The sequence below is a fragment of the Martinezella tropici genome (assembly GCF_008370325.1).
GTDB lineage: Bacteria > Pseudomonadota > Alphaproteobacteria > Rhizobiales > Rhizobiaceae > Rhizobium > Rhizobium tropici_B.
On the sequence record NZ_VNIP01000015.1, the window covers coordinates 62,635 to 81,244 of the forward strand.

Annotated in this window: 20 protein-coding genes and 5 tRNA genes; 10 read left to right on the forward strand and 15 right to left on the reverse strand. The window is 58.7% G+C overall.

Features of this window, described 5'->3' with window-relative positions:
- Window positions 1-25: 25 nt before the first annotated feature.
- Window positions 26-1,831: a single-stranded-DNA-specific exonuclease RecJ gene (recJ, locus tag FP026_RS26550; RefSeq protein ID WP_432444156.1), complete on the forward strand. Its 1,806-nt coding sequence runs from the start codon at window positions 26-28 to the stop codon at window positions 1,829-1,831.
- 61 nt (window positions 1,832-1,892) lie between these two features.
- On the opposite strand, the gene FP026_RS26555 is transcribed toward recJ, so the two are convergent.
- From FP026_RS26555 to FP026_RS26575, 5 genes are all read right to left on the reverse strand, one after another.
- Window positions 1,893-1,967 (reverse strand) — tRNA-Glu (locus FP026_RS26555).
- A 130-nt stretch (window positions 1,968-2,097) separates the two neighbouring features.
- Window positions 2,098-2,172: transfer RNA gene (locus FP026_RS26560), tRNA-Glu, on the reverse strand.
- Window positions 2,173-2,357: 185 nt separating this feature from the next.
- Window positions 2,358-2,432, reverse strand: a tRNA-Glu gene (locus FP026_RS26565).
- Window positions 2,433-2,605: 173 nt separating this feature from the next.
- Window positions 2,606-3,427: a hypothetical protein gene (locus FP026_RS26570; protein ID WP_246665464.1), complete on the reverse strand. Its 822-nt coding sequence runs from the start codon at window positions 3,425-3,427 to the stop codon at window positions 2,606-2,608.
- A gap of 176 nt (window positions 3,428-3,603) precedes the next feature.
- Window positions 3,604-4,044 carry a VOC family protein gene (locus FP026_RS26575; protein ID WP_149637572.1) on the reverse strand — a complete coding sequence of 147 codons (441 nt, stop codon included), beginning with the start codon at window positions 4,042-4,044 and terminating at the stop codon, window positions 3,604-3,606.
- A 197-nt stretch (window positions 4,045-4,241) separates the two neighbouring features.
- Here FP026_RS26575 and FP026_RS26580 point away from each other — a divergent pair, with 197 nt between their 5' ends.
- The 6 genes from FP026_RS26580 (at window position 4,242) to FP026_RS26605 (ending at window position 7,262) form a co-directional block, all read left to right on the forward strand.
- On the forward strand, window positions 4,242-4,820 hold the full coding sequence (locus FP026_RS26580; RefSeq protein WP_092715668.1) for a cold-shock protein: 579 nt from the start codon (window positions 4,242-4,244) through the stop codon (window positions 4,818-4,820).
- Window position 4,821: 1 nt separating this feature from the next.
- Window positions 4,822-5,334, forward strand: a complete 513-nt coding sequence (locus FP026_RS26585) for a DUF192 domain-containing protein (protein WP_149637573.1) — start codon at window positions 4,822-4,824, stop codon at window positions 5,332-5,334.
- Between the two features lie 149 nt (window positions 5,335-5,483).
- Window positions 5,484-5,560 (forward strand) — tRNA-Pro (locus FP026_RS26590).
- A gap of 165 nt (window positions 5,561-5,725) precedes the next feature.
- Window positions 5,726-6,031, forward strand: a complete 306-nt coding sequence (locus FP026_RS26595) for an ETC complex I subunit (protein ID WP_149637574.1) — start codon at window positions 5,726-5,728, stop codon at window positions 6,029-6,031.
- Window positions 6,032-6,122: 91 nt separating this feature from the next.
- Window positions 6,123-6,199, forward strand: a tRNA-Arg gene (locus FP026_RS26600).
- A 199-nt stretch (window positions 6,200-6,398) separates the two neighbouring features.
- Window positions 6,399-7,262, forward strand: coding sequence for a hypothetical protein (locus tag FP026_RS26605; protein WP_149637575.1), 864 nt, complete (start codon window positions 6,399-6,401; stop codon window positions 7,260-7,262).
- A 591-nt stretch (window positions 7,263-7,853) separates the two neighbouring features.
- On the opposite strand, the gene FP026_RS30375 is transcribed toward FP026_RS26605, so the two are convergent.
- Together FP026_RS30375 and FP026_RS26610 are read right to left on the reverse strand one after the other, a co-directional pair.
- On the reverse strand, window positions 7,854-8,015 hold the full coding sequence (locus FP026_RS30375; RefSeq protein ID WP_188112697.1) for a hypothetical protein: 162 nt from the start codon (window positions 8,013-8,015) through the stop codon (window positions 7,854-7,856).
- Between the two features lie 91 nt (window positions 8,016-8,106).
- On the reverse strand, window positions 8,107-8,718 hold the full coding sequence (locus tag FP026_RS26610) for a LysE family translocator (RefSeq protein WP_149637576.1): 612 nt from the start codon (window positions 8,716-8,718) through the stop codon (window positions 8,107-8,109).
- A 110-nt stretch (window positions 8,719-8,828) separates the two neighbouring features.
- Here FP026_RS26610 and FP026_RS26615 point away from each other — a divergent pair, with 110 nt between their 5' ends.
- Window positions 8,829-9,290: an Lrp/AsnC family transcriptional regulator gene (locus FP026_RS26615; protein WP_149637577.1), complete on the forward strand. Its 462-nt coding sequence runs from the start codon at window positions 8,829-8,831 to the stop codon at window positions 9,288-9,290.
- Between the two features lie 97 nt (window positions 9,291-9,387).
- On the opposite strand, the gene FP026_RS26620 is transcribed toward FP026_RS26615, so the two are convergent.
- From FP026_RS26620 to FP026_RS26640, 5 genes are all read right to left on the reverse strand, one after another.
- Entirely contained in the window at window positions 9,388-10,161 is a 774-nt protein-coding gene (locus FP026_RS26620; RefSeq protein WP_149637578.1) for an amino acid ABC transporter ATP-binding protein, read from the reverse strand.
- 18 nt (window positions 10,162-10,179) lie between these two features.
- Window positions 10,180-11,334: an amino acid ABC transporter permease gene (locus FP026_RS26625; RefSeq protein WP_149637579.1), complete on the reverse strand. Its 1,155-nt coding sequence runs from the start codon at window positions 11,332-11,334 to the stop codon at window positions 10,180-10,182.
- 1 nt (window position 11,335) lies between these two features.
- Window positions 11,336-12,529 (reverse strand): amino acid ABC transporter permease, encoded by a 1,194-nt coding sequence (locus FP026_RS26630; RefSeq protein WP_149637580.1) that lies wholly within the window; start codon window positions 12,527-12,529, stop codon window positions 11,336-11,338.
- A gap of 94 nt (window positions 12,530-12,623) precedes the next feature.
- Complete coding sequence (locus FP026_RS26635; RefSeq protein ID WP_149637581.1) at window positions 12,624-13,649, reverse strand: amino acid ABC transporter substrate-binding protein; 1,026 nt, start codon at window positions 13,647-13,649, stop codon at window positions 12,624-12,626.
- Window positions 13,650-13,708: 59 nt separating this feature from the next.
- The gene (locus FP026_RS26640) at window positions 13,709-13,981 is read right to left on the reverse strand and encodes a hypothetical protein (RefSeq protein WP_149637582.1); all 273 of its coding nucleotides are present in this window, start codon (window positions 13,979-13,981) and stop codon (window positions 13,709-13,711) included.
- A 38-nt stretch (window positions 13,982-14,019) separates the two neighbouring features.
- Here FP026_RS26640 and FP026_RS26645 point away from each other — a divergent pair, with 38 nt between their 5' ends.
- On the forward strand, window positions 14,020-15,207 hold the full coding sequence (locus FP026_RS26645) for a cystathionine beta-lyase (protein WP_149637583.1): 1,188 nt from the start codon (window positions 14,020-14,022) through the stop codon (window positions 15,205-15,207).
- A 103-nt stretch (window positions 15,208-15,310) separates the two neighbouring features.
- Here FP026_RS26645 and FP026_RS26650 read toward each other — a convergent pair whose 3' ends face one another.
- Both FP026_RS26650 and FP026_RS26655 read right to left on the reverse strand, forming a co-directional pair.
- Window positions 15,311-16,474 carry an FAD-dependent monooxygenase gene (locus tag FP026_RS26650; protein ID WP_149637584.1) on the reverse strand — a complete coding sequence of 388 codons (1,164 nt, stop codon included), beginning with the start codon at window positions 16,472-16,474 and terminating at the stop codon, window positions 15,311-15,313.
- Window positions 16,475-16,502: 28 nt separating this feature from the next.
- Complete coding sequence (locus FP026_RS26655) at window positions 16,503-16,748, reverse strand: zinc-finger domain-containing protein (RefSeq protein ID WP_149637585.1); 246 nt, start codon at window positions 16,746-16,748, stop codon at window positions 16,503-16,505.
- 201 nt (window positions 16,749-16,949) lie between these two features.
- Between FP026_RS26655 and FP026_RS26660 the strand changes: the two genes are divergently transcribed.
- Entirely contained in the window at window positions 16,950-17,735 is a 786-nt protein-coding gene (locus tag FP026_RS26660; protein ID WP_149637586.1) for an alpha/beta fold hydrolase, read from the forward strand.
- Window positions 17,736-17,794: 59 nt separating this feature from the next.
- Here FP026_RS26660 and FP026_RS26665 read toward each other — a convergent pair whose 3' ends face one another.
- Window positions 17,795-18,595, reverse strand: a complete 801-nt coding sequence (locus FP026_RS26665; protein ID WP_149637587.1) for an enoyl-CoA hydratase-related protein — start codon at window positions 18,593-18,595, stop codon at window positions 17,795-17,797.
- Between the last annotated feature and the right edge of the window lie 15 nt (window positions 18,596-18,610).

The window sequence follows — 18,610 nt, forward strand, 5'->3', positions numbered from 1 at the left end:
ACGCCGCCCTCAATTTCCGGGAGAGATGGTGGAGCAACCGGTCGATCCAGTTCAGCGGGCATTTCTGGGTGTCGAGCGCTCGGTGTCAGGCAATCGCTGGGTTTCCCGGCTGGATCAGGCCGGCCAGAACAGGGCTCTCGCCATTGCGCAGACGCATGGCTTGCCGGAGCTGATCGCCCGCGTGCTTGCCGGCCGCGGTGTCGGGCAAGACGAAGCCATGGCTTTCCTCGATCCGACGATCCGTGGCCTGATGCCGGACCCATATCTGCTGACCGATTGCGAAAAGGCCGCACAGCGCCTCCTGCAGGCGATCAGGAAGGGCGAGACGGTCGCGATCTTCGGCGACTACGATGTCGATGGCGCTGCCTCCTCGGCGCTCGTCTATCGCTTCCTGACGCATTTCGGCGTTCCGGCGAGCATCTACATTCCCGATCGCATCTTTGAGGGTTACGGCCCCAATCCCACAGCCATCAATCAGCTCATCGACAATGGCGCGACGCTGATCGTGACGGTCGACTGCGGCTCCACCAGCTTCGAATCGCTTGACGCGGCGAGGGCGCGCAATATCGATGTCGTCGTCATCGATCACCATCAGGTGGCACACGAGCTGCCGCGTTGTCATGCCCTGGTCAATCCGAACCGTGAGGATGATCTGTCGGGGCAGGGGCATCTCTGTGCCGCCGGCGTCGTCTTCATGGTTTTGGTCGCAGCTTTGCGGCTCTTGCGCGAGGCCGGTGATTCCCGCGTGCGTTCGATCGATCTGCTGGCCTGGCTCGATATCGTTGCGCTCGCAACCGTTTGCGATGTCGTGCCGCTGAAGGGCCTCAACCGCGCCTATGTAGTCAAGGGGCTGATCGCTGCTCGTCATCAGGGCAATCTCGGGCTTGCCGCGCTGTTTCGCAAGGCGGGTCTCAACGGTCCTGTCTCACCCTATCATTTCGGCTTCCTCATCGGTCCGCGTATCAATGCCGGCGGCCGCATCGGCGATGCAGCACTCGGCGCCCGCCTGCTGACACTGGAGGATACCGGCGAGGCGGAAACGATCGCCGCAAAGCTCGACGAGCTCAATCGTGAGCGGCAGGCCATGGAAGCCGCCATGCTGCAGGAAGCAGAGGGCGAGGCGCTGGCGGAATATGGCAATGGCGATGGCGCCGCCGTCATCATCACGGCGCGCGAGAACTGGCATCCGGGAATCGTCGGCCTCATCGCATCGCGCCTCAAGGACAAGTTCCGCAGGCCGGCCTTCGCCATCGCCTTCGATCCGATGGGGAAGGGGACCGGTTCCGGCCGCTCCATCAATGGCTTCGACATGGGCCGCATGGTGCGTGCGGCCGTCGATGCCGGCCTGCTGGTCAAGGGTGGCGGCCATGCCATGGCGGCAGGCCTGACGGTGGAACGAAGCAATCTCGGAAAGCTGCGGGCCTTCTTTACCGAAAAGGCGGAGAAGCAGGTGGCCGGGCTGGTGGCCAACGAAACGCTGAAGATCGACGGCGCGCTCGGCGCAAGCGGCGCGACCGTCGAGCTCATCGACAGGCTCGAGACGGCTGGCCCTTATGGCTCGGGCCATCCACAGCCCGTCTTCGCGCTTCCGAGCCACAGGCTGCGCGATTCCCGCCTTGTCGGCCAGTCGCACATCAAGATCACACTGGAGGCCCAGGATGGCGGCCGGGTGGATGGCATCGCCTTCCGCGCGGCGGAGACGCCTTTGGGCGAGCTGCTGATGTCGTCGCGCGGCGCGCAGATCCATGTGGCAGGTACGCTCGGCGCCGATCACTGGCAGGGAAGCCGACGCGTGCAGCTTCGCGTCACGGACGCCGCCAAGGCTCCGTGAAATAAATCATTCACAGCGTCGTTTTAAGAAACAAAATCAATGATTTCGAAGGAAGGGACAGTGGCACGCCCTAGGGGAGTCGAACCCCTCTTTACAGAATGAAAATCTGTCGTCCTAACCGATAGACGAAGGGCGCGTGCTGTGGCGCCCTTATAGTCAGCACCCTTCATTCCCGCAAGCGGAAAAACGAGAAAAATCCCAGAAAAAACCATGACTAGTCGAAGATTTTTCAAGGCGATTGTGGAAAACTTGGAACCATCGCGATCTGGTACGCCCTAGGGGAGTCGAACCCCTCTTTACAGAATGAGAATCTGTCGTCCTAACCGATAGACGAAGGGCGCATGCTGCAAGACCTAAAGCGTATCGCGATCTTTCAGATTCGCTTCTCGCTTTCGGTCTTTGATTGCGCGCATGTCGTTATCGCAAAACCGCTGCACACTTTTGCGCGACATGTTCTAAATAGGAATAGCCTATTGCGTCCGCAAGCGGTAGCTCATTGAATTCAAAATGGGGAAAAGAACAACAGTGGCACGCCCTAGGGGAGTCGAACCCCTCTTTACAGAATGAAAATCTGTCGTCCTAACCGATAGACGAAGGGCGCGTTCAGCTGTTGTGTGGCGCGCTTATAGCGGGGTGATTTCATTCCTGCAAGCGGCAATTTTGCTTTTTTGTGGAAAAAATGACAGATGGGTGAAGCTGCCGCCGGCAATGAATAAGTGAGATTTAACAGGCTCTTGCCGGCTATATCAGAGATTCCCTGGAAACGCGGGCTCTTTACTGGCCGCTCGCAGCCTGCACCGGTTGCACCAGCAGCTTGCCGTTCTGGGGCTGGTTCTTCGACGCGATGAACTGCGCCAGGGCGGCCGCCTGTCTGCCGTTCAATTCGCGGACGTTCGGGTTCGGCGTCGCCGCAACTCCCGACGCCGTCACCTGGGCAATCGGCCGCGGCGAACCCGCAGCCGGCGAGGTTGCATTGCGGATGACGGGCGGCGGCAGCATATCGGCCGAGGTGCGGCCGTTCGGCGCGCCTGCGTCATCCATCGACTGCGGCGCCGTGGTCCGCATCGCTGTCGGCGGCGTGCTGTAGACGCTGCGCATCATTGGCGTGATGGCTTGCGTGCCGCCATCGGGCTGGGTCTTTGCAAGCGTCCCGTCCGGGTTGACGGCGATCGGCGGCGGAGCTGAAAAGATGCTGCTTCTGTTGGCATTGACGCCTGTCGGCTGTGTGACCAGGCCGGCAATGCCAGTCTGTCCATCCGCGGGAGCTGCCGTCGGGGCCGGATAGAGCGCCTGATTCTGCTGGGCGATGATCTGCTGGCGCGTGCCGTTGACGCTGTGCACGAGTGGATCGCGATAGCTGCCGTCGGCTTTGCGCCGGGCGTCGGCCTTGTTGTTCATGTCGGCCGCGAGCTGCTCTGCCGCTGTAAGCTGCGCGGCGGGCACGACTTCCGATGTCTCCGTCGGCTTCTTGGCCGTGGTCGCGCAGCCGGCGATCATCACAAATGAGGCGATGACGGCAATAGTGCTTGCTAGCTTCTTCCCGCCGTATAAAATCTGTTGATCGCACATGGACGTTCCCTGCAAAAAAGTCTGCATCGGAACGGCCTCCTGCGAGGGACGATGATACCGCACGCGCCGACTGGGAACGATGACCGCGCGATATCCGATGCATGATGCTTCGAGTCGTCCAAGCATGCCGGAGGATAGGCATGGGCGGCAAGCGCGAAACGGATGGCTCCGCGCGTGCCGTAAGCCTCGCGAAAGCTTGGCTTCTACCAGGAGCCGGTATTGGGCATCGAGGCCCAAGGTTCGGCAGACGGAAGATTGTCGCCCTTCTGGAGAATTTCGATGGAAATGCCGTCCGGAGAGCGCACGAAGGCCATGTGACCGTCGCGCGGCGGGCGATTGATCGTGATGCCGTTGTCCATGAGCTTCTGGCAGGTCGCGTAGATGTCGTCGACCTCATAGGCGAGGTGGCCGAAATTGCGTCCTCCGCTATATTCCTCCGGGTCCCAGTTGTAGGTCAGTTCCAGGCTGGGGGCGCCATTGCTGCGAGACGATTCGGCATCCTCGCTTGCTGCAAGGAATACGAGTGTGAAGCGGCCTTTCTCGTTCTCATAGCGGCGAGTTTCTGTAAGGCCGAACAAGGTGCTATAAAAATGCAACGAGGCGTCGAGATCGGTGACACGGACCATCGTATGGAGATAACGCATTCTATTTCCTCTCTTAATGTTGCGCTGGCCCGATCTTCGATCGAGGCACCAGCTTCGCGCAAGTCTTGGAGCAATAATCTTAGGGTGGGAATAAACGAAAACTAGGACTTGCGCTTTTCCGTTACCAAGATGTTAATCTTGATATCAGGGAATCAGTTAACCGTAACAGTGTGACGCGTAATCGAGGGCTGGCTAGGATGGGTGACAGAATTTCATCGAAGGGAGTTGACGACTTCGAGGAGATGTCGGGCGATACCGTCGAGCTCATCGAAATCTCAGGCGTCGTCAAGTGGTTCGATGTCGCCAAGGGATTCGGTTTTATCGTGCCCGACAACGGCATGCAGGATGTATTGCTGCATGTGACGTGTCTGCGCCGTGATGGTTATCAGACGATCCTTGAAGGAACCCGCATCGTTGCGCTGATCCAACGCAGGGAGCGTGGCTATCAGGCCTTCAAGATCCTCTCCATGGATCAGTCGACCGCCGTTCATCCTTCGCAGATGCCGCCGGTGCGCACGCATGTGCAGGTGACGGCGACGAGCGGTCTGGAGCGCGCGCTGGTGAAGTGGTTCAACCGCACCAAGGGCTTCGGCTTCCTGACGCGCGGCGAGGGCACCGAGGATATTTTCGTGCACATGGAAACGCTGCGCCGTTTCGGTCTGGCCGAGCTGCGGCCGGGGCAGGTGGTGCTGGTCCGCTTCGGGCCGGGCGAAAAGGGCCTGATGGCGGCGGAAATCCATCCGGATGCGCCGAGCCCGGTGACGCGGCCGCACTGATATGAATAGAGACATATTTCCTGGAGTTCTGAAAAGCGCCGTTTTGGCGCTTTTTCTCGTTGGGGCCATCGCGCCATCTTCCTTCGCGGCACAAACCGCGGAACAGCAGCTGATGGCTTTCAACTCGGAGCCTCTGACGATCGTATCGGCCAAGGGGCAAACCCATAAATTCACCGTGGAGCTGGCGCTGACGCCGGCACAGCTTGAATATGGTCTGATGTATCGCGACAAGCTGCCGGCCGACCATGGCATGCTGTTCGATTTCGGCGCGCCGCGGCCGGTCATGATGTGGATGAAGAACACCAAGCTGTCGCTTGACATGCTCTTTCTGGACCAGAACGGTATCATTACCCATATCCAGGAAGACGCCGTCCCCTATTCCGAATCGATCATCAATTCCGGCGGACCGATCGCCTATGTGATCGAACTGAATAGCGGGATAGTGAGGAAGCTTGGCCTCGCCGTTGGCGACAAGGTGACGAGTGCCACGATCTCGGCAAAGCTCGGCAAGTAGTTTTTCGTCTGGGAAGATCTGCCCGGCGTGATTTTACCTGTTGCAGCGGGCAGGCGAACCGTGTATCTCCCCACTCGTTCCGCAAACGGGTATCCGGCGGTACAAAAATCAGATCCGATTGCCTGTGTGGGCTGATCGTGCTGACGGTACGGAGTGTAGCGCAGTCTGGTAGCGCATCTGGTTTGGGACCAGAGGGTCGGGAGTTCGAATCTCTCCACTCCGACCATTTAAACCCCCTTATTGATATCGCTGATGGTGGCTGCCTTTTTGCTTGAAAACAAAGGGATTCGCGGCTAAGCAAAGTCGTATTCGCGTGGCCCGTAAGGGGCTGCGCCAAGACAAGAGAAGCAAAAAGCGGATCATTCCCGCTTGATTCGGAGGCGCTGCAGCAATGCCTGCCAAGATTTATCGTCCCGCAAAGACCGCCATGCAGTCCGGCAAGGCCAAGACCAATCTCTGGGTTCTGGAATTCGATCAGGAAACTCCGCGAAAGATCGATCCGATTATGGGCTATACATCATCGGGCGATACGCGCCAGCAGCTCAAGCTGACGTTCGAGACGCAGGAGCAGGCGGAAGACTATGCCAAGCGCAACGGCATCGACTATCGCGTCATCGCGCCGAAGGATCCGATCCGGCAGACCGTGTCCTATTCCGACAACTTCCGCTTCAACCGCATCCAGCCCTGGACTCACTGAAGCCAAGCACTTATTGAACGTCGGCCATTGAGTTTGACGGCGGTTTCAGGCATGTGTTGCCCGCCGCACGCTAGGTGCGGCTAGGCCTTACGGCCCCTTAGCTCAGCTGGATAGAGCACTTGCCTTCTAAGCATGTGGTCGCAGGTTCGAATCCTGCAGGGGTCGCCATTTTCCCGATTGTCCATACCGAAGACATAGGTAACAGTTTGTCCCTGCGCTGACTGATCGGGGCATTTCGCGGCATTTGATATGTCCCCTTTTTCGAGGAAGCCCACCCGCCCGGCTTCTTCCCGCTGAAGGTAAAATCTAGGAATTTTCGTTGAGCCTCAGTAGACGTCAGCCGAACTCTTGACGGTGGTATGTGGATTTGGGATCGAATCGTGGTTGCATCACCGCTGAAACAATTCCTTATCCGAATTTGCTCTGCGGCAATATCGTGTGGAGTAGTGCAATTGAACTCTTTTTTGTGGGGAATGGGATGCTCGGTTGGCTAGAGAGGTTGTTGCGTGGCCCGTCATCGAAAGCAAAGTTCGTTGAATTACCTGGTGATGCGGAAGCTAATCTAGCTGCGCACGCTCAGGTCCATCTTAAACCAAAAGCCATTACAGAAGGTCCGGTGACGCTCCCCATTTGGTTTGATTTTCCGGCACATCACAGCAAGCCCCCCACCTATGACGGAGTTTTCTGGGAAGTCGAACCATGGGGGGAGTACCTCTATTATCTAGCCGGCGCATTTCAGAAAAATAATAAGGGACTTCTGCGTTTCGGTACTGCTCCATTAGAAGTCCGAGCCGAACGCAACTTTGAGACCGACGCCATACGCGCACGTTTACTGGATGGAGACCGCGCACAAATGGAGGCCCGCAGCAGCAAGCCTTGGCAAGGCATGACTGTTTATGACGCCTGCCGCCTCTTGCTACCCGAAGCGCAAGCCTCAGGTAGCGAGTCTTGGGTCGGAGCTTTCAAAAGCACGTCTTCGGATGTCCGGGAGGGGCGGTCGCATTTGGTACTGGGCCTGCGCTCTCAGACCAACGAACCCTATGTTGAAGTCATATACGAGCGATATTACCCGCCAACGGCAGGCCGCCGAGAGCCATTCCTCTTCGAAGTCAAAACCCAATGCAGGCTTACGGACGTCGCAGTCGGTGACGTTGTCACTCTACATGAAGAAGTGGCCGCGAATTATCGCGACGTGCCGTCGACACGCGTGAGGGGCGCGATAAAAATGTGAGTTCGTTGGTGATCGCGCTAACGAAAGTTCCGAGATTCGAACGAGCAGGCTGCCGTCAGGTGCGGTCGGCCCAGCCGGGCCGCCTATGGCAAGAACTCTGGCCAGTCAGTCTTGGCAGTCCGCCATTTCCGAGGCGGAGAACGCGATGGTTTCCTATCCGCTTCTCATCGGAACCGATGGCCAGACCCATGTGGTGACAAGCAGCAAGTGGCTGGCGAACCGGACTTTCGTCGGCAAGGACGGCCAAGGCGCATAATCCTCGGAACCATTAGGGAAGCCTTCTTCCCACTGGCAGCTCTCGCCGCATTCCTCAAGTCTAGGGGTTCATCGCCCGCTTTTACAAAAGGTCGGACTTGGCCCGAGCCGGATACAAGATCTGACGAAACCCGCCCATCCATCTCGAAAGCCCGCTCCGGCGGGTTTTTTGCGCCTACCTCCTGAAAGTGCCCAAATCAAATGCCGCGGGATGAAAATGGCAGTTTAGAAGCCCCGAAAATCATATAATGATTTCAATGCGCATCATGCAATATGGACAAACCAAGACCGCGTAATCGCGTACCGCTAGCCAAGCGACGTCAGTGCCATTCCTGTTCAGTTCGCCGCCGTCGGCCAGCCGCCGGTATCCGCAGGTCTTGTCACGTCGACCATCATCTGGATGAGGTCGTAGCCGAACATCGATCCGGCCAGTTTGATGGCGATGATGGCTGCGCTTAAAAGTGCAAGCCCGCCGATGATTCTGTCGCCTTTCTTCACGGCCCGCTTCCCCCGACGTCTCGTGAATGCCGCGTTATTCGCGGCGGCAAAGACTATATCGCGTTTTGTGCGAAGCGCTACAGGGGTGCGCTCACGCCGCCAATCGCCCGGCTGCGATGAGCAGCAGGCCGCCGGCAATGCCTTCGATCCATCTCCGCCGGCGATCGCTGAACCTTCCGCGGGAGCCGACAGCCGCGATGGCGAGGCTGAGCACGGCATAGACGATGCCGCATAGGCCGATGAAGACAGCGGAGAGAAGGCAGGCCTGCAGCATGATGCTCTGATCATGGCTCATGAACTGCGGCAGGATGGCGAAATAGATCATCATGCCCTTGGGATTGAGAACGGCCGTCAGGAAGCCACGGCGAAACCTGTTGGTCGCGGCTTTTGAAGACGGCGGCGGAATACGGCTGTGTTTCATGGATGACGCGATGAGCCGGAAGGCGAGGTAGCTCAGATAGGCGATTCCCAGCCAGCGCAGCGCCGCAAACAAGAGGGGCGAGGCCGCGATGATGGCTGCCACGCCGAGGGCAGCCAGCGTGGAATGGGCGATGTAGCCGATGCAGATGCCGGCCGTCGAACGCAGTCCGGCGATAGCGCCATCGGAGATCGTCTGTGATGCCACGAACAGCATATCCGGCCCCGGCGTGCAGATGAGAGGCAGGACGGTGGCTGCAAAAAGAAGAAGATTGGCGTTTTCCATGGATGGAAGCCTAGAGGCTTTCTGGCGCAATCGGCTTGCAAATATGCCAATTTCTATCTGATAATTGGTATCCGAATCCAAGAAAGCTATTTTATCGGTAGGGAATGCCAATGCGGCTGGATGAGATCGACAAGCGTATCTTGCGTGCGCTGCAGCGCGACGGGCGGATGCAGAATGTGGAGCTGGCAAAAGAAGTCGGGCTTTCGCCATCGCCTTGCCTGAGGCGTGTGAAGCTCCTAGAGGATGCCGGCATCATCGATCGCTATGTGGCGGTCGTGAATCCGGTCAAGGCGGGCCTGCCGCTTTCGATGTTCGCCCGAGTCTGGCTGACGGCGCAGGATGCGGAAACGATCGATCATTTTATCAGCGCCATGAAAAAACTGCCCGAGGTGATGGAATGCTACATCATGCTTGGCGAAAGCGATGCGCTGCTGCGCGTCGCCGTTTCGGATCTCGATGACTACAGGCGCTTTCAGTCCACACATCTGACGAAGGTCAACGGTATCCAGAACGTCAAGACCGACGTGCCGAGCCAGATTGTCAAACAGACCTACGCTTTGCCCCTGCGCTGATAGGTTTGTTTCGCAGCCGTATCGCAATCCCTACATAAGAAAAACCCGCCAGCTGCAATGCAGCGGCGGGTTCTCCCTTGTCGAACAGTTTGCTCGATTAGTGCAGAATCTGGCTCAGGAATAGCTTGGTGCGTTCATGCTGCGGGTTGTCGAAGAATTCCTTCGGCGAATTCTGTTCGACGATCTGGCCCTGGTCCATGAAGATGACGCGATTGGCGACCTGGCGGGCAAAGCCCATTTCATGGGTCACGCAGAGCATGGTCATACCTTCTTCGGCAAGGCCGACCATCGTGTCGAGCACTTCCTTGATCATTTCCGGATCGAGCGCCGAGGTCGGCTCGTCGAACAGCATGATCTTCGGGTTCATGCAGAGCGAGCGGGCGATCGCCACGCGCTGCTGCTGGCCGCCGGAAAGCTGGCCGGGATATTTCTTTGCCTGTTCGGGAATCTTGACGCGCTTGAGGAAGTGCATGGCGACTTCTTCCGCCTGCTTCTTTGGCATCTTGCGCACCCAGATCGGCGCCAGCGTGCAGTTTTCCAGAATGGTCAGGTGTGGGAACAGATTGAAGTGCTGAAAAACCATGCCGACTTCGCGGCGCACTTCGTCGATTTTCTTCAGATCGTTGGTGAGCTCGACGCCATCGACGATGATCTGGCCCTTCTGGTGCTCTTCCAGGCGGTTGATGCAGCGGATCATCGTCGACTTGCCCGAGCCTGATGGGCCGGCGATGACGATGCGCTCGCCGCGCATGACTTTCAGGTTGATATCGCGCAGCACGTGGAAGTCGCCATACCACTTGTTCAAGTTGATCATATCGACCGCGACCTCGGTCTCGGAAACGGTCATTTTTTTCGATTGGGCTTCAGCCATTTTATATTTCCCTCAATTTTATCGCTTGTGGCCGGTGTCGAGATGGCGTTCCACGAACCCTGAATAGCGTGACATGCCGAAGCAGAACAGCCAAAAAACGAAGCCGGCGAAAACAAGACCCGTGACGGGGGTCACCGCAGTCGCCCAGGTGGCATCCGCGAAGTTCTGACGGACGATGCCGAGCAGGTCGAACATGCCGATGATCGCAACGAGCGACGTGTCCTTGAACATGCCGATATAGGTGTTGACGATGCCGGGAATGACCAGCTTGATCGCCTGCGGCAAGATGATCAGCCGCATCTTCTGCCAATAGCCAAGGCCGAGCGAGTCGGCTCCTTCGAACTGACCCTTCGGTATCGCCTGCAGGCCGCCGCGAATGACCTCCGCCATATAAGCCGAGGTGAAGATCGCAACGCCGACCACGGCGCGCAGCAGCTTATCGACAGTCCAGCCTTGCGGCATGAAGAGCGGCAGCATATAGCTCGCCATGAACAGCACCGTGATCAGCGGCACGCCGCGGATGATTTCGATGAAGGCCACGCACAGCATGCGAAGGATGGGCAGTTTCGACCGGCGTCCCAGCGCAAGCAGGATGCCGAATGGAAATGATACCGCGATTGCGACGAAGGCGATCACCAGCGTCACGAGCAGACCGCCCCATCTCTCTGTTTCCACGGTCTCAAGGCCGAAGCCGCCATGCAGCAGGAAGAACGAGATAACCGGCAGCACGAAGAATGCCAGGATTGCATTCAATCCTTTCCTGGGAACCGACGGCATCAGGAGCGGCACGAAGGCAATGATCGCCAGGATAATGACGAGAACCGGCCGCCAGCGCTCGTCCGGCGGATAGAGACCAAACATGAAGATGACGAACTTCGAACGGACGAAGGCCCAGCAGGCGGCATTCCAGCCGTCCGGCTGCGTTCCGCCTTGAACCGTGGTGGCACAGAATGTGCGGTCGGTCCCGTTCCAAACTGCCTGTATGAACAGCCAATTGACTAGATGCGGGATCGCCCAGGCAAGGAAGGCGATGGCAAGCACGGTCAGAACGATGTCCTTCGGCGTGGCGAAGAGGTTCTTTTTCAACCAGTGCCATGCGCCTCTTTCCCCGGCGGGTGCGGGCTGTGCCACGAGCAGTGTCTTGCTGACGAAGTGTTGATCTACGCTCGACATCTTATCTCTCCACCAGGGCCATCTTGGCGTTGAACCAGTTCATGAACAGCGACGTTACGATGCTCAAGACGAGATAGATGACCATCCAGATGATGACGACTTCGACCGCTCGGCCGGACTGGTTGAGGATCACGCCGCCGACGGCGACGAGATCGGCATAGCCGATGGCGATGGCGAGAGACGAGTTCTTGATGAGATTGAGATATTGGCTCGTCAGCGGTGGAATGATGATGCGCAACGCCTGAGGAATGACGACAAGCCGGGTAACGGCGGTTGCGCGAAGCCCGAGTGCGCCCGCCGCTTCCGACTGGCCCTTCGGCACGCCGCGAATGCCGGCGCGTACGATCTCGGCAATATAGGATGCGGTATAGAGCGAAAGCGCAAGCAGAAGCGCGATGAATTCCGGTCCCACGACCGTTCCGCCGGTGAGATTGAATTTGCCGGCAACGGGATAGTCGAAGGAAAGCGGCATGCCTGCCGCCAGGAAGACGAGCAGCGGCAGGCCGATCAAGATGCTGAGCGACACCCAGATGGTGTGGAATTGCTGCCCGGTTGCCGCCTGACGTTTATGTGCCCAGCGCGCCACGAAAAATACGGCTGCTATGGCGACGAGGAGCGCAACGCCGACAGCCCACATGCCGGCGGCGAATATCGGGCTCGGAAAGGCGAGGCCGCGATTGCTGAGATAGCTGGAGAACGGCAGATGTACGGCATCGCGGGCCTGTGGCAGCAACACCAGAACACCGCTGTACCAGAAGAAGATGACGAGCAGCGGCGGGATGTTGCGGAAGATTTCGACATAGGCTTGGGAAAGCTTCGCAATCAGCCAGTTATTCGAAAGCCTGCCGATGCCGATGATGAAGCCGACGATGGTCGCGGCGATGATACCCACAAACGATATCAGAAGCGTGTTGAGCACGCCGACGATGATGGCGGTGAGGTTGGTGGAGTCGCTGGAATAGGGGATGAGAGCCTGTCCCAGATTGAAGCCTGCACGGCCTTCGAGAAAGTCAAAACCGAAGGAGCGGTTCAATGAGTGAAGATTGTCGATCGTATTCGTGACGATGAACCAGCAGAGGCCGGCCAGAATGATAATCGTGATGGCCTGATAAAATGCACCCCTGACTTTAGGGTCGTATAGCGCCGCCGATAGGGGGGAGCGCTCGCCTTCAGGCGAATTTGCTGTAATTGCCATGCAGATTTTTTCCCCAATTTGCCCGTTTCAGGCTTGTTTTCTTGAGGTGAGAAAGGCGGTTTGCCGCCTTTCTCCGATAGTTGGGCTATTTCGCTTAGCGGACTGGGGGCGCGTACTGGATGCCGCCCTTGTTCCACAGGGCGTTGAGGCCGCGGGCAATCTTCAGCGGGCTGCCTGCACCGATGTTGCGGTCGAAGATTTCGCCGTAGTTACCGACGCCCTTGATCACATTGTAGGCCCAGTCGTTGGTGAGACCCAGGTCCGTGCCGATCTTGGAGCCCTGCTCGGCGCCGAGGAAGCGCTTGATGTCCGGGTTGGCCGAACCCTTCATCTCGTCGACGTTTTTCTGCGTGATGCCAAATTCTTCGGCATTAACAAGCGCATAGGCCGTCCAGCTGACGATATTGAACCACTGGTCGTCACCCTGGCGAACGGCCGGGCCAAGCGGCTCCTTGGAGATGATTTCGGGCAGAACGACGTTGTCGTCCGGGTTCTTCAGCGTCAGTCGCAGCGAATAGAGGCCGGATTGGTCTGTCGTGTAGACGTCGCAACGCCCGGAGTCATAAGCGGTGTTGACTTCTTCGAGCTTGTCGAAGACCACCGGGTTGTACTGCAGGTTGTTGGTCTTGAAGTAGTCGGCAAGGTTGAGTTCGGTCGTCGTGCCGGATTGAACGCAGACGGCCGCACCCGAAAGCTCGAGCGCCGACTTTACGTTCAGCTCCTTGCGAACCATGAAGCCCTGGCCGTCGTAATAGGTGACGGGGCGGAACTTGAGGCCAAGTGCGGTGTCGCGGTTGATGGTCCAGGTCGTGTTGCGCGACAGCACGTCGATTTCGCCCGACTGCAGGGCCGTGAAGCGGTCTTTGGCGCTGAGGGGCGTATATTTGACCTTGGTCGGATCGCCGAAGACAGCCGAAGCAACCGCACGGCAGAAGTCGATGTCGAAACCTGCCCAGTTGCCGGATGCATCGGGCTGCGCAAAGCCGAGAAGGCCGGTATTCACGCCGCATTGAACGAAGCCCTTGGCCTTTACGTCGCCCAGCGTCGAGGCCGAAGCACCCGACGCGGTGTAGGCCAATGCTGCGACTCCGAGGAATGCGGAGAGAGCAAACTTTTTCATTTTCCCAACCTTTGTCTATTTGTTTTATAGTTAAACTGTATCGCTTCCGAAGCAGGTTCCTAGAGAACCACGTTCCTTCCCTTCTCGGTGCGAGTGATCCTATCACAGTCGCAAATGGTGTAGCGGTCAAGAGATCGTCTCAATAATTGCGGATTTATTCGGCATTTTTGCCCTTCGCGGCTGAAAAATTGGCGTTTGGCGCCAAAATGGGCGGCATTCTGCCAAAAAACTGCGCGAAATTGGAGTTTTTTCAATAGTTTCGTTATTTTAGCCTTCGAATAAAAAGCGCTGAGGAAAGGATCGGGGTTGACCCCACCGGACTTGCCCGCCACAAATCCGGTTTCCTACAGCGCCAAAGGCATATCCGGACATGAAAGACAAAGACACATTCCTGCAGAACGCCGGCATCAATACGCGTTTATCCCACATCGGCAATTCGCCCTTCGAGTTCCACGGATTCGTCAATCCGCCTGTCGTGCATGCTTCCACGGTGCTGTTCCCCAATGCGCGCGTCATGGAGACACACAATCAAAAATATACCTATGGAACGCGCGGCACGCCGACGACGGATGCGCTGTGCGAGGCGATCGACGCGTTGGAAGGGTCGGCTGGAACGATCCTCGTACCGTCCGGGCTCGCGGCTGTCACCGTGCCGTTTCTCGCTTATTTGTCTGCCGGCGATCACGCCCTGATCGTTGATTCAGTCTATGGTCCGACACGCTTCTTCTGCGATACCATGCTGAAGCGCCTCGGCATCGAGATCGAGTACTACGATCCCATGATCGGAGCCGGCATCGAACAATTGATCAGACCGAGCACCAAGCTGGTTCACACCGAGGCACCGGGTTCCAATACTTTCGAAATGCAGGATGTTCCCGCGATCTCGGCGGCGGCTCACCGGCATGGCTGCGTCGTCACCATGGACAATACCTGGGCGACGCCGCTCTATTTCAAGCCGCTCGATCACGGCGTCGACGTTTCCATTCACGCGGTCACGAAATATCCGGCCGGTCATTCCGATATCCTGATGGGAACCGTTTCCGCCAATGCTGCGCATTGGAAGCAGTTGCTGGATGCGCATGGCCAGCTCGGCCTCTGCGGCGCGCCTGACGATGCCTATCAGGTGCTGCGTGGCTTGCGCACCATGGGCGTGCGCCTGGAGCGGCATCAGGAGAGCGCGCTTGCGATCGCTCAGTGGCTCGAAGGCAGGGAAGAGGTCGCGCGCGTACTGCATCCGGCGCTGCCGAGCTTCCCCGGTCATGAATTGTGGAAGCGCGACTTCAAGGGTGCAAGCGGGATCTTCTCATTCGTCCTCGCAGTCGACGATGCGCGGAAATTCAAGGCGAAGGCGCATGCCTTCCTCGATGCCTTGCGCATTTTCGGTCTCGGCTATTCCTGGGGCGGTTTCGAAAGCCTCGCTTTGCAGGTCAATCTCAACGACCGGCGCGTCACCAAGGCTCCGACGGAAGGTCCGGTCATCCGCCTGCAGATCGGCCTGGAAGACGTCGCCGATATCAAGGCGGACATTGAGAAGGGCTTCGCCGCAGCTACTGCATAATTCCTTAAATCGGGATCGATTTAAGGATAAAATTATGCAGCAGGTTTAAGGTGTTACAGCGCCGCGCGTCACATGTGACGCGCGGCGCTGTGGGGAGGCTTGATCAGCCGATGGCGCGATAGCCGTAGATCCAGTCCATGTCCGCCGCGAGGCTTTGCGGCGGACGAAGCGAGAGAACGAGGTCGCGCGCCATCCGGATCGGCCCGCGGGCGTGATAGGCAAATTGATTGAAGGCGGCGCGCTGGCGCAGGCGGGCGATGCGCGGCGCTCTATGTTTCTCGTAGAGATCGAAAGCTTCCGGCAGGGGGCGTGTCGCCACCATGCCCGCCAGCTCGAAGGCATCCTCGATCGCCATGGCCGCGCCCTGAGCCGCAAACGGCATCATCGCATGCGCGGCATCGCCGATCAGGATCGCGTCGTTGCCGTTATGCCAGCGGCCGGCACCCATCTCGTAGAGCGGCCAGAAGCTCGCCTGTTCCTGTCTTTCCAGCATGTGCAGGATCGCGTCGTTCCAGCCGGAGAAGCCACGCAGCATATTCTCTCTCTGAGCCTTGCTGCCGGTGGCGTCCCAGTCATGGCTGGCACTGCTGCCGGAAACGATTGCGACCATATTGAATGCAGCATTTTCCCGGATCGGGTAGCAAACGAGATGGCTGGAGCGGCCAAGAAAGGCCGTGACGCTGCTGCGGTTCAGGATCGCCGGCGCGGATGCTTCCGGAATCGTGAAACGCCACGCGATGTTTCCCGAAAAAAGCGGCGAGGGGGCGCCGGGCACGAGTGAGCGCGTCTTCGACCAGACGCCATCGGCGCCGATGGCGAGATCAAAGTCGCGGCCAGCGATCCCATCCACCATCGTTCGGTTTTCGAGATCGATGCGTCGGCCAAGATGCAGCGTGCACAGCGCATTAGCGGCAACGGCTTCGAGAAGCGCCTTTTGCAACGTGGCGCGATGTGCCGTCCCGTAGGGTGCCCCCCACCGCTGTCTCGCAAAATTTCCGCATGGGACGGATGCGATTTGCCGCAGCGAGGCGCCGGATACCAGCTGAACCTCTTCAGGTTCCAGCCAGACGGACCGAAGCGCATCGAGCACGCCAAGCGTATCGAGGATGCGGGAAGCGTTCGGGGAGATCTGCAAGCCGGCGCCGACTTCGGTCAGCGCTTCGGCCTGTTCGAAAATATCCGATTCCATACCGTGTCTCGCCAGCGCCAGCGCTGCCGTCAATCCCGCTATTCCAGCGCCGATGATGGCCGCTCTTTTGATCGGCATCGATTATGTCCGATCGGAATCGACGGGATTACGCCGCCTTGAAATGGAAGACGCAGCCGGGAGGGTTGGTCTGATCCGCCTTCAGCGACGGATTGTAGCGATAGAGCGTCGAGCAGTAGGAGCAGACCTTCTCCGTCTCGTCGCCGAGATCGATAAAGATGTGCGGGTGATCATAGGGGATCGAGGCGCCGGTGCACATGAATTCCTTCACGCCGATTTCGATGACGCGATGTCCGCCGTCGTTCTGGAAATGGGGAATATTGTGGCCGGCCATGATGATCTCCGAATGCGTCGTGCCGTGAGCGGCATGAATGTTGCGCCAGACTTGGTAGCCCCTCTTTATAATCCTTCTTGCTGATTGTGTAGTGCGAAAGTCCGGCTTGATGCAGAGATTTTCGCAGGCGCAGGGTTCATTTGATACAGCCGATAAAATATGGTCCGGCGTCAACAGACCCTAGCTTGCGAAGACGAAGCCATGAATTTGAATGCTCCCCAGATGTCTAATTTTGTCAGAGATGGATTGAAGCTCGCCTTTTTCGATGAAGGCGATCCCAGCGGCGTGCCGGTACTGCTGATTCACGGTTTTGCCTCGACGGCGATTGCGAACTGGGTCAATCCGGGCTGGCTCAAGACGCTGGGCGAAGCGGGTTACCGTGTGATCGCCATCGACAATCGCGGCCACGGCTTGAGCGACAAGCTTTATGACGCCGATGTCTATCACCCCTGGATCATGGCCGAGGATGCCGTGGCACTGCTAGACCACCTCGGTATCCCGGAGGCCCATGTCATGGGTTATTCCATGGGCGCGCGCGTTGCCACTTTCATGGCGATCGCGCATCCCGATCGTGTCCGCTCGCTGGTGCTGGGTGGCCTCGGCATCGGCATGGTCGAAGGAGTCGGTGATTGGGATCCGATCGCGGACGCTCTGGTTGCGCCGTCGCTCGATGACGTCACGCATGCGCGCGGGCGTATGTTCCGTGCCTTTGCCGAGCAGACGAAAAGCGACCGGCAGGCGCTGGCCGCCTGTATCCAGGGCTCGCGCGATCTGGCGGCGAGGGAAGACGTGGCGAGGATCGAAGCGCCGGCTTTGATTGCCGTCGGCACCAGGGACGATATAGCAGGCTCCGGCCATGAACTGGCGGCACTGATGCCGAATGCTGAGGCCATCGATATACCGAACCGCGATCATATGCTTGCTGTCGGAGACAAGATCTTCAAGGCTGCGGTTCTTGAATTTTATCAGCGCCTGGACAAGCGCTAGAGAGCCGTTTCCAGGAAAAGCGCGCTGCGCGTTTCGAAGAAAAGCGGAAATTCTCCAGGTCACTTGCCGGTGAAATGCGGCTTGCGCCGCTCGGCAAAGGCGGCGCGGCCTTCCGTATAATCGGCGCTGTCGAAGGTCTCGGCGCCGATCACTTCCGCTTCGCGCAGCAGGTCGGGATTCTGCTCGATGGCGGCGCGGATCGCGAGTTTCGAGGCATGGAGCGCGATCGGCGCATTGGCGGCGATCGCGTGAGCGAGGGCGGAGACTTCACTGTCGAAAGCGTTTGCCTCGATTTCCTCCAGAAGAAAGCCGGCAGCAACCATCTTCTCGCTCGACATTGGCGCGCCCGTGAACAGCGTGACCTTGGCCATCTGCGCCCCAAGGGCATTGACGATGTCCTGCACGGCATCGGCGGGATAGGCGATACCGAGGCGAACGGCAGGGACGGAAAACCGGGCGCCTCGTTCGGCGATCCGCAAATCGCAGGCCGCCGCCAGCCCGAAGCCGCCGCCATAGCAGATGCCGCGGATTGCAGCGATCGTCGGCACGCGGCAATGCCGGATCGCCTCGAAAGCCTGGCTGTTCAACGCCTCGTAAGCGACCGCTGTCTCGGAGTTCTTGCGCAGGCTGTCGAATTCGCTGATATCGGCGCCGGCGGAAAAGTCCGCGCCGCCGCCGCGAAGGACGACCACATGCGCGTGCGCCTCGTCGGTCAGGATGCGCACGGCTTGCGGGATGGCACGCCACATGGCGGCGGTCACCGCATTCTTCCGATCGGGGTTGCTGATGGTGATGGTGCCGATGGCATCGCCGCACGTTGCGCGGATGAGACCGCCGGCAAAATCATGCTCGAAATTCATACGTGACCAACCCAT

Excerpts from the sequence above, each read along its gene's own strand:
- recJ (WP_432444156.1), top strand. The coding sequence starts at position 26 with ATGGTGGAGCAACCGGTCGATCCAGTTCAGCGGGCATTTCTGGGTGTC.
- FP026_RS26570 (WP_246665464.1), bottom strand. The coding sequence starts at position 3,427 with ATGCAGACTTTTTTGCAGGGAACGTCCATGTGCGATCAACAGATTTTA.
- FP026_RS26575 (WP_149637572.1), bottom strand. The coding sequence starts at position 4,044 with ATGCGTTATCTCCATACGATGGTCCGTGTCACCGATCTCGACGCCTCG.
- FP026_RS26580 (WP_092715668.1), top strand. The coding sequence starts at position 4,242 with ATGGGTGACAGAATTTCATCGAAGGGAGTTGACGACTTCGAGGAGATG.
- FP026_RS26585 (WP_149637573.1), top strand. The coding sequence starts at position 4,822 with ATGAATAGAGACATATTTCCTGGAGTTCTGAAAAGCGCCGTTTTGGCG.
- FP026_RS26595 (WP_149637574.1), top strand. The coding sequence starts at position 5,726 with ATGCCTGCCAAGATTTATCGTCCCGCAAAGACCGCCATGCAGTCCGGC.
- FP026_RS26610 (WP_149637576.1), bottom strand. The coding sequence starts at position 8,718 with ATGGAAAACGCCAATCTTCTTCTTTTTGCAGCCACCGTCCTGCCTCTC.
- FP026_RS26615 (WP_149637577.1), top strand. The coding sequence starts at position 8,829 with ATGCGGCTGGATGAGATCGACAAGCGTATCTTGCGTGCGCTGCAGCGC.
- FP026_RS26620 (WP_149637578.1), bottom strand. The coding sequence starts at position 10,161 with ATGGCTGAAGCCCAATCGAAAAAAATGACCGTTTCCGAGACCGAGGTC.
- FP026_RS26625 (WP_149637579.1), bottom strand. The coding sequence starts at position 11,334 with ATGTCGAGCGTAGATCAACACTTCGTCAGCAAGACACTGCTCGTGGCA.
- FP026_RS26630 (WP_149637580.1), bottom strand. The coding sequence starts at position 12,529 with ATGGCAATTACAGCAAATTCGCCTGAAGGCGAGCGCTCCCCCCTATCG.
- FP026_RS26635 (WP_149637581.1), bottom strand. The coding sequence starts at position 13,649 with ATGAAAAAGTTTGCTCTCTCCGCATTCCTCGGAGTCGCAGCATTGGCC.
- FP026_RS26645 (WP_149637583.1), top strand. The coding sequence starts at position 14,020 with ATGAAAGACAAAGACACATTCCTGCAGAACGCCGGCATCAATACGCGT.
- FP026_RS26650 (WP_149637584.1), bottom strand. The coding sequence starts at position 16,474 with ATGCCGATCAAAAGAGCGGCCATCATCGGCGCTGGAATAGCGGGATTG.
- FP026_RS26655 (WP_149637585.1), bottom strand. The coding sequence starts at position 16,748 with ATGGCCGGCCACAATATTCCCCATTTCCAGAACGACGGCGGACATCGC.
- FP026_RS26660 (WP_149637586.1), top strand. The coding sequence starts at position 16,950 with ATGAATTTGAATGCTCCCCAGATGTCTAATTTTGTCAGAGATGGATTG.
- FP026_RS26665 (WP_149637587.1), bottom strand. The coding sequence starts at position 18,595 with ATGAATTTCGAGCATGATTTTGCCGGCGGTCTCATCCGCGCAACGTGC.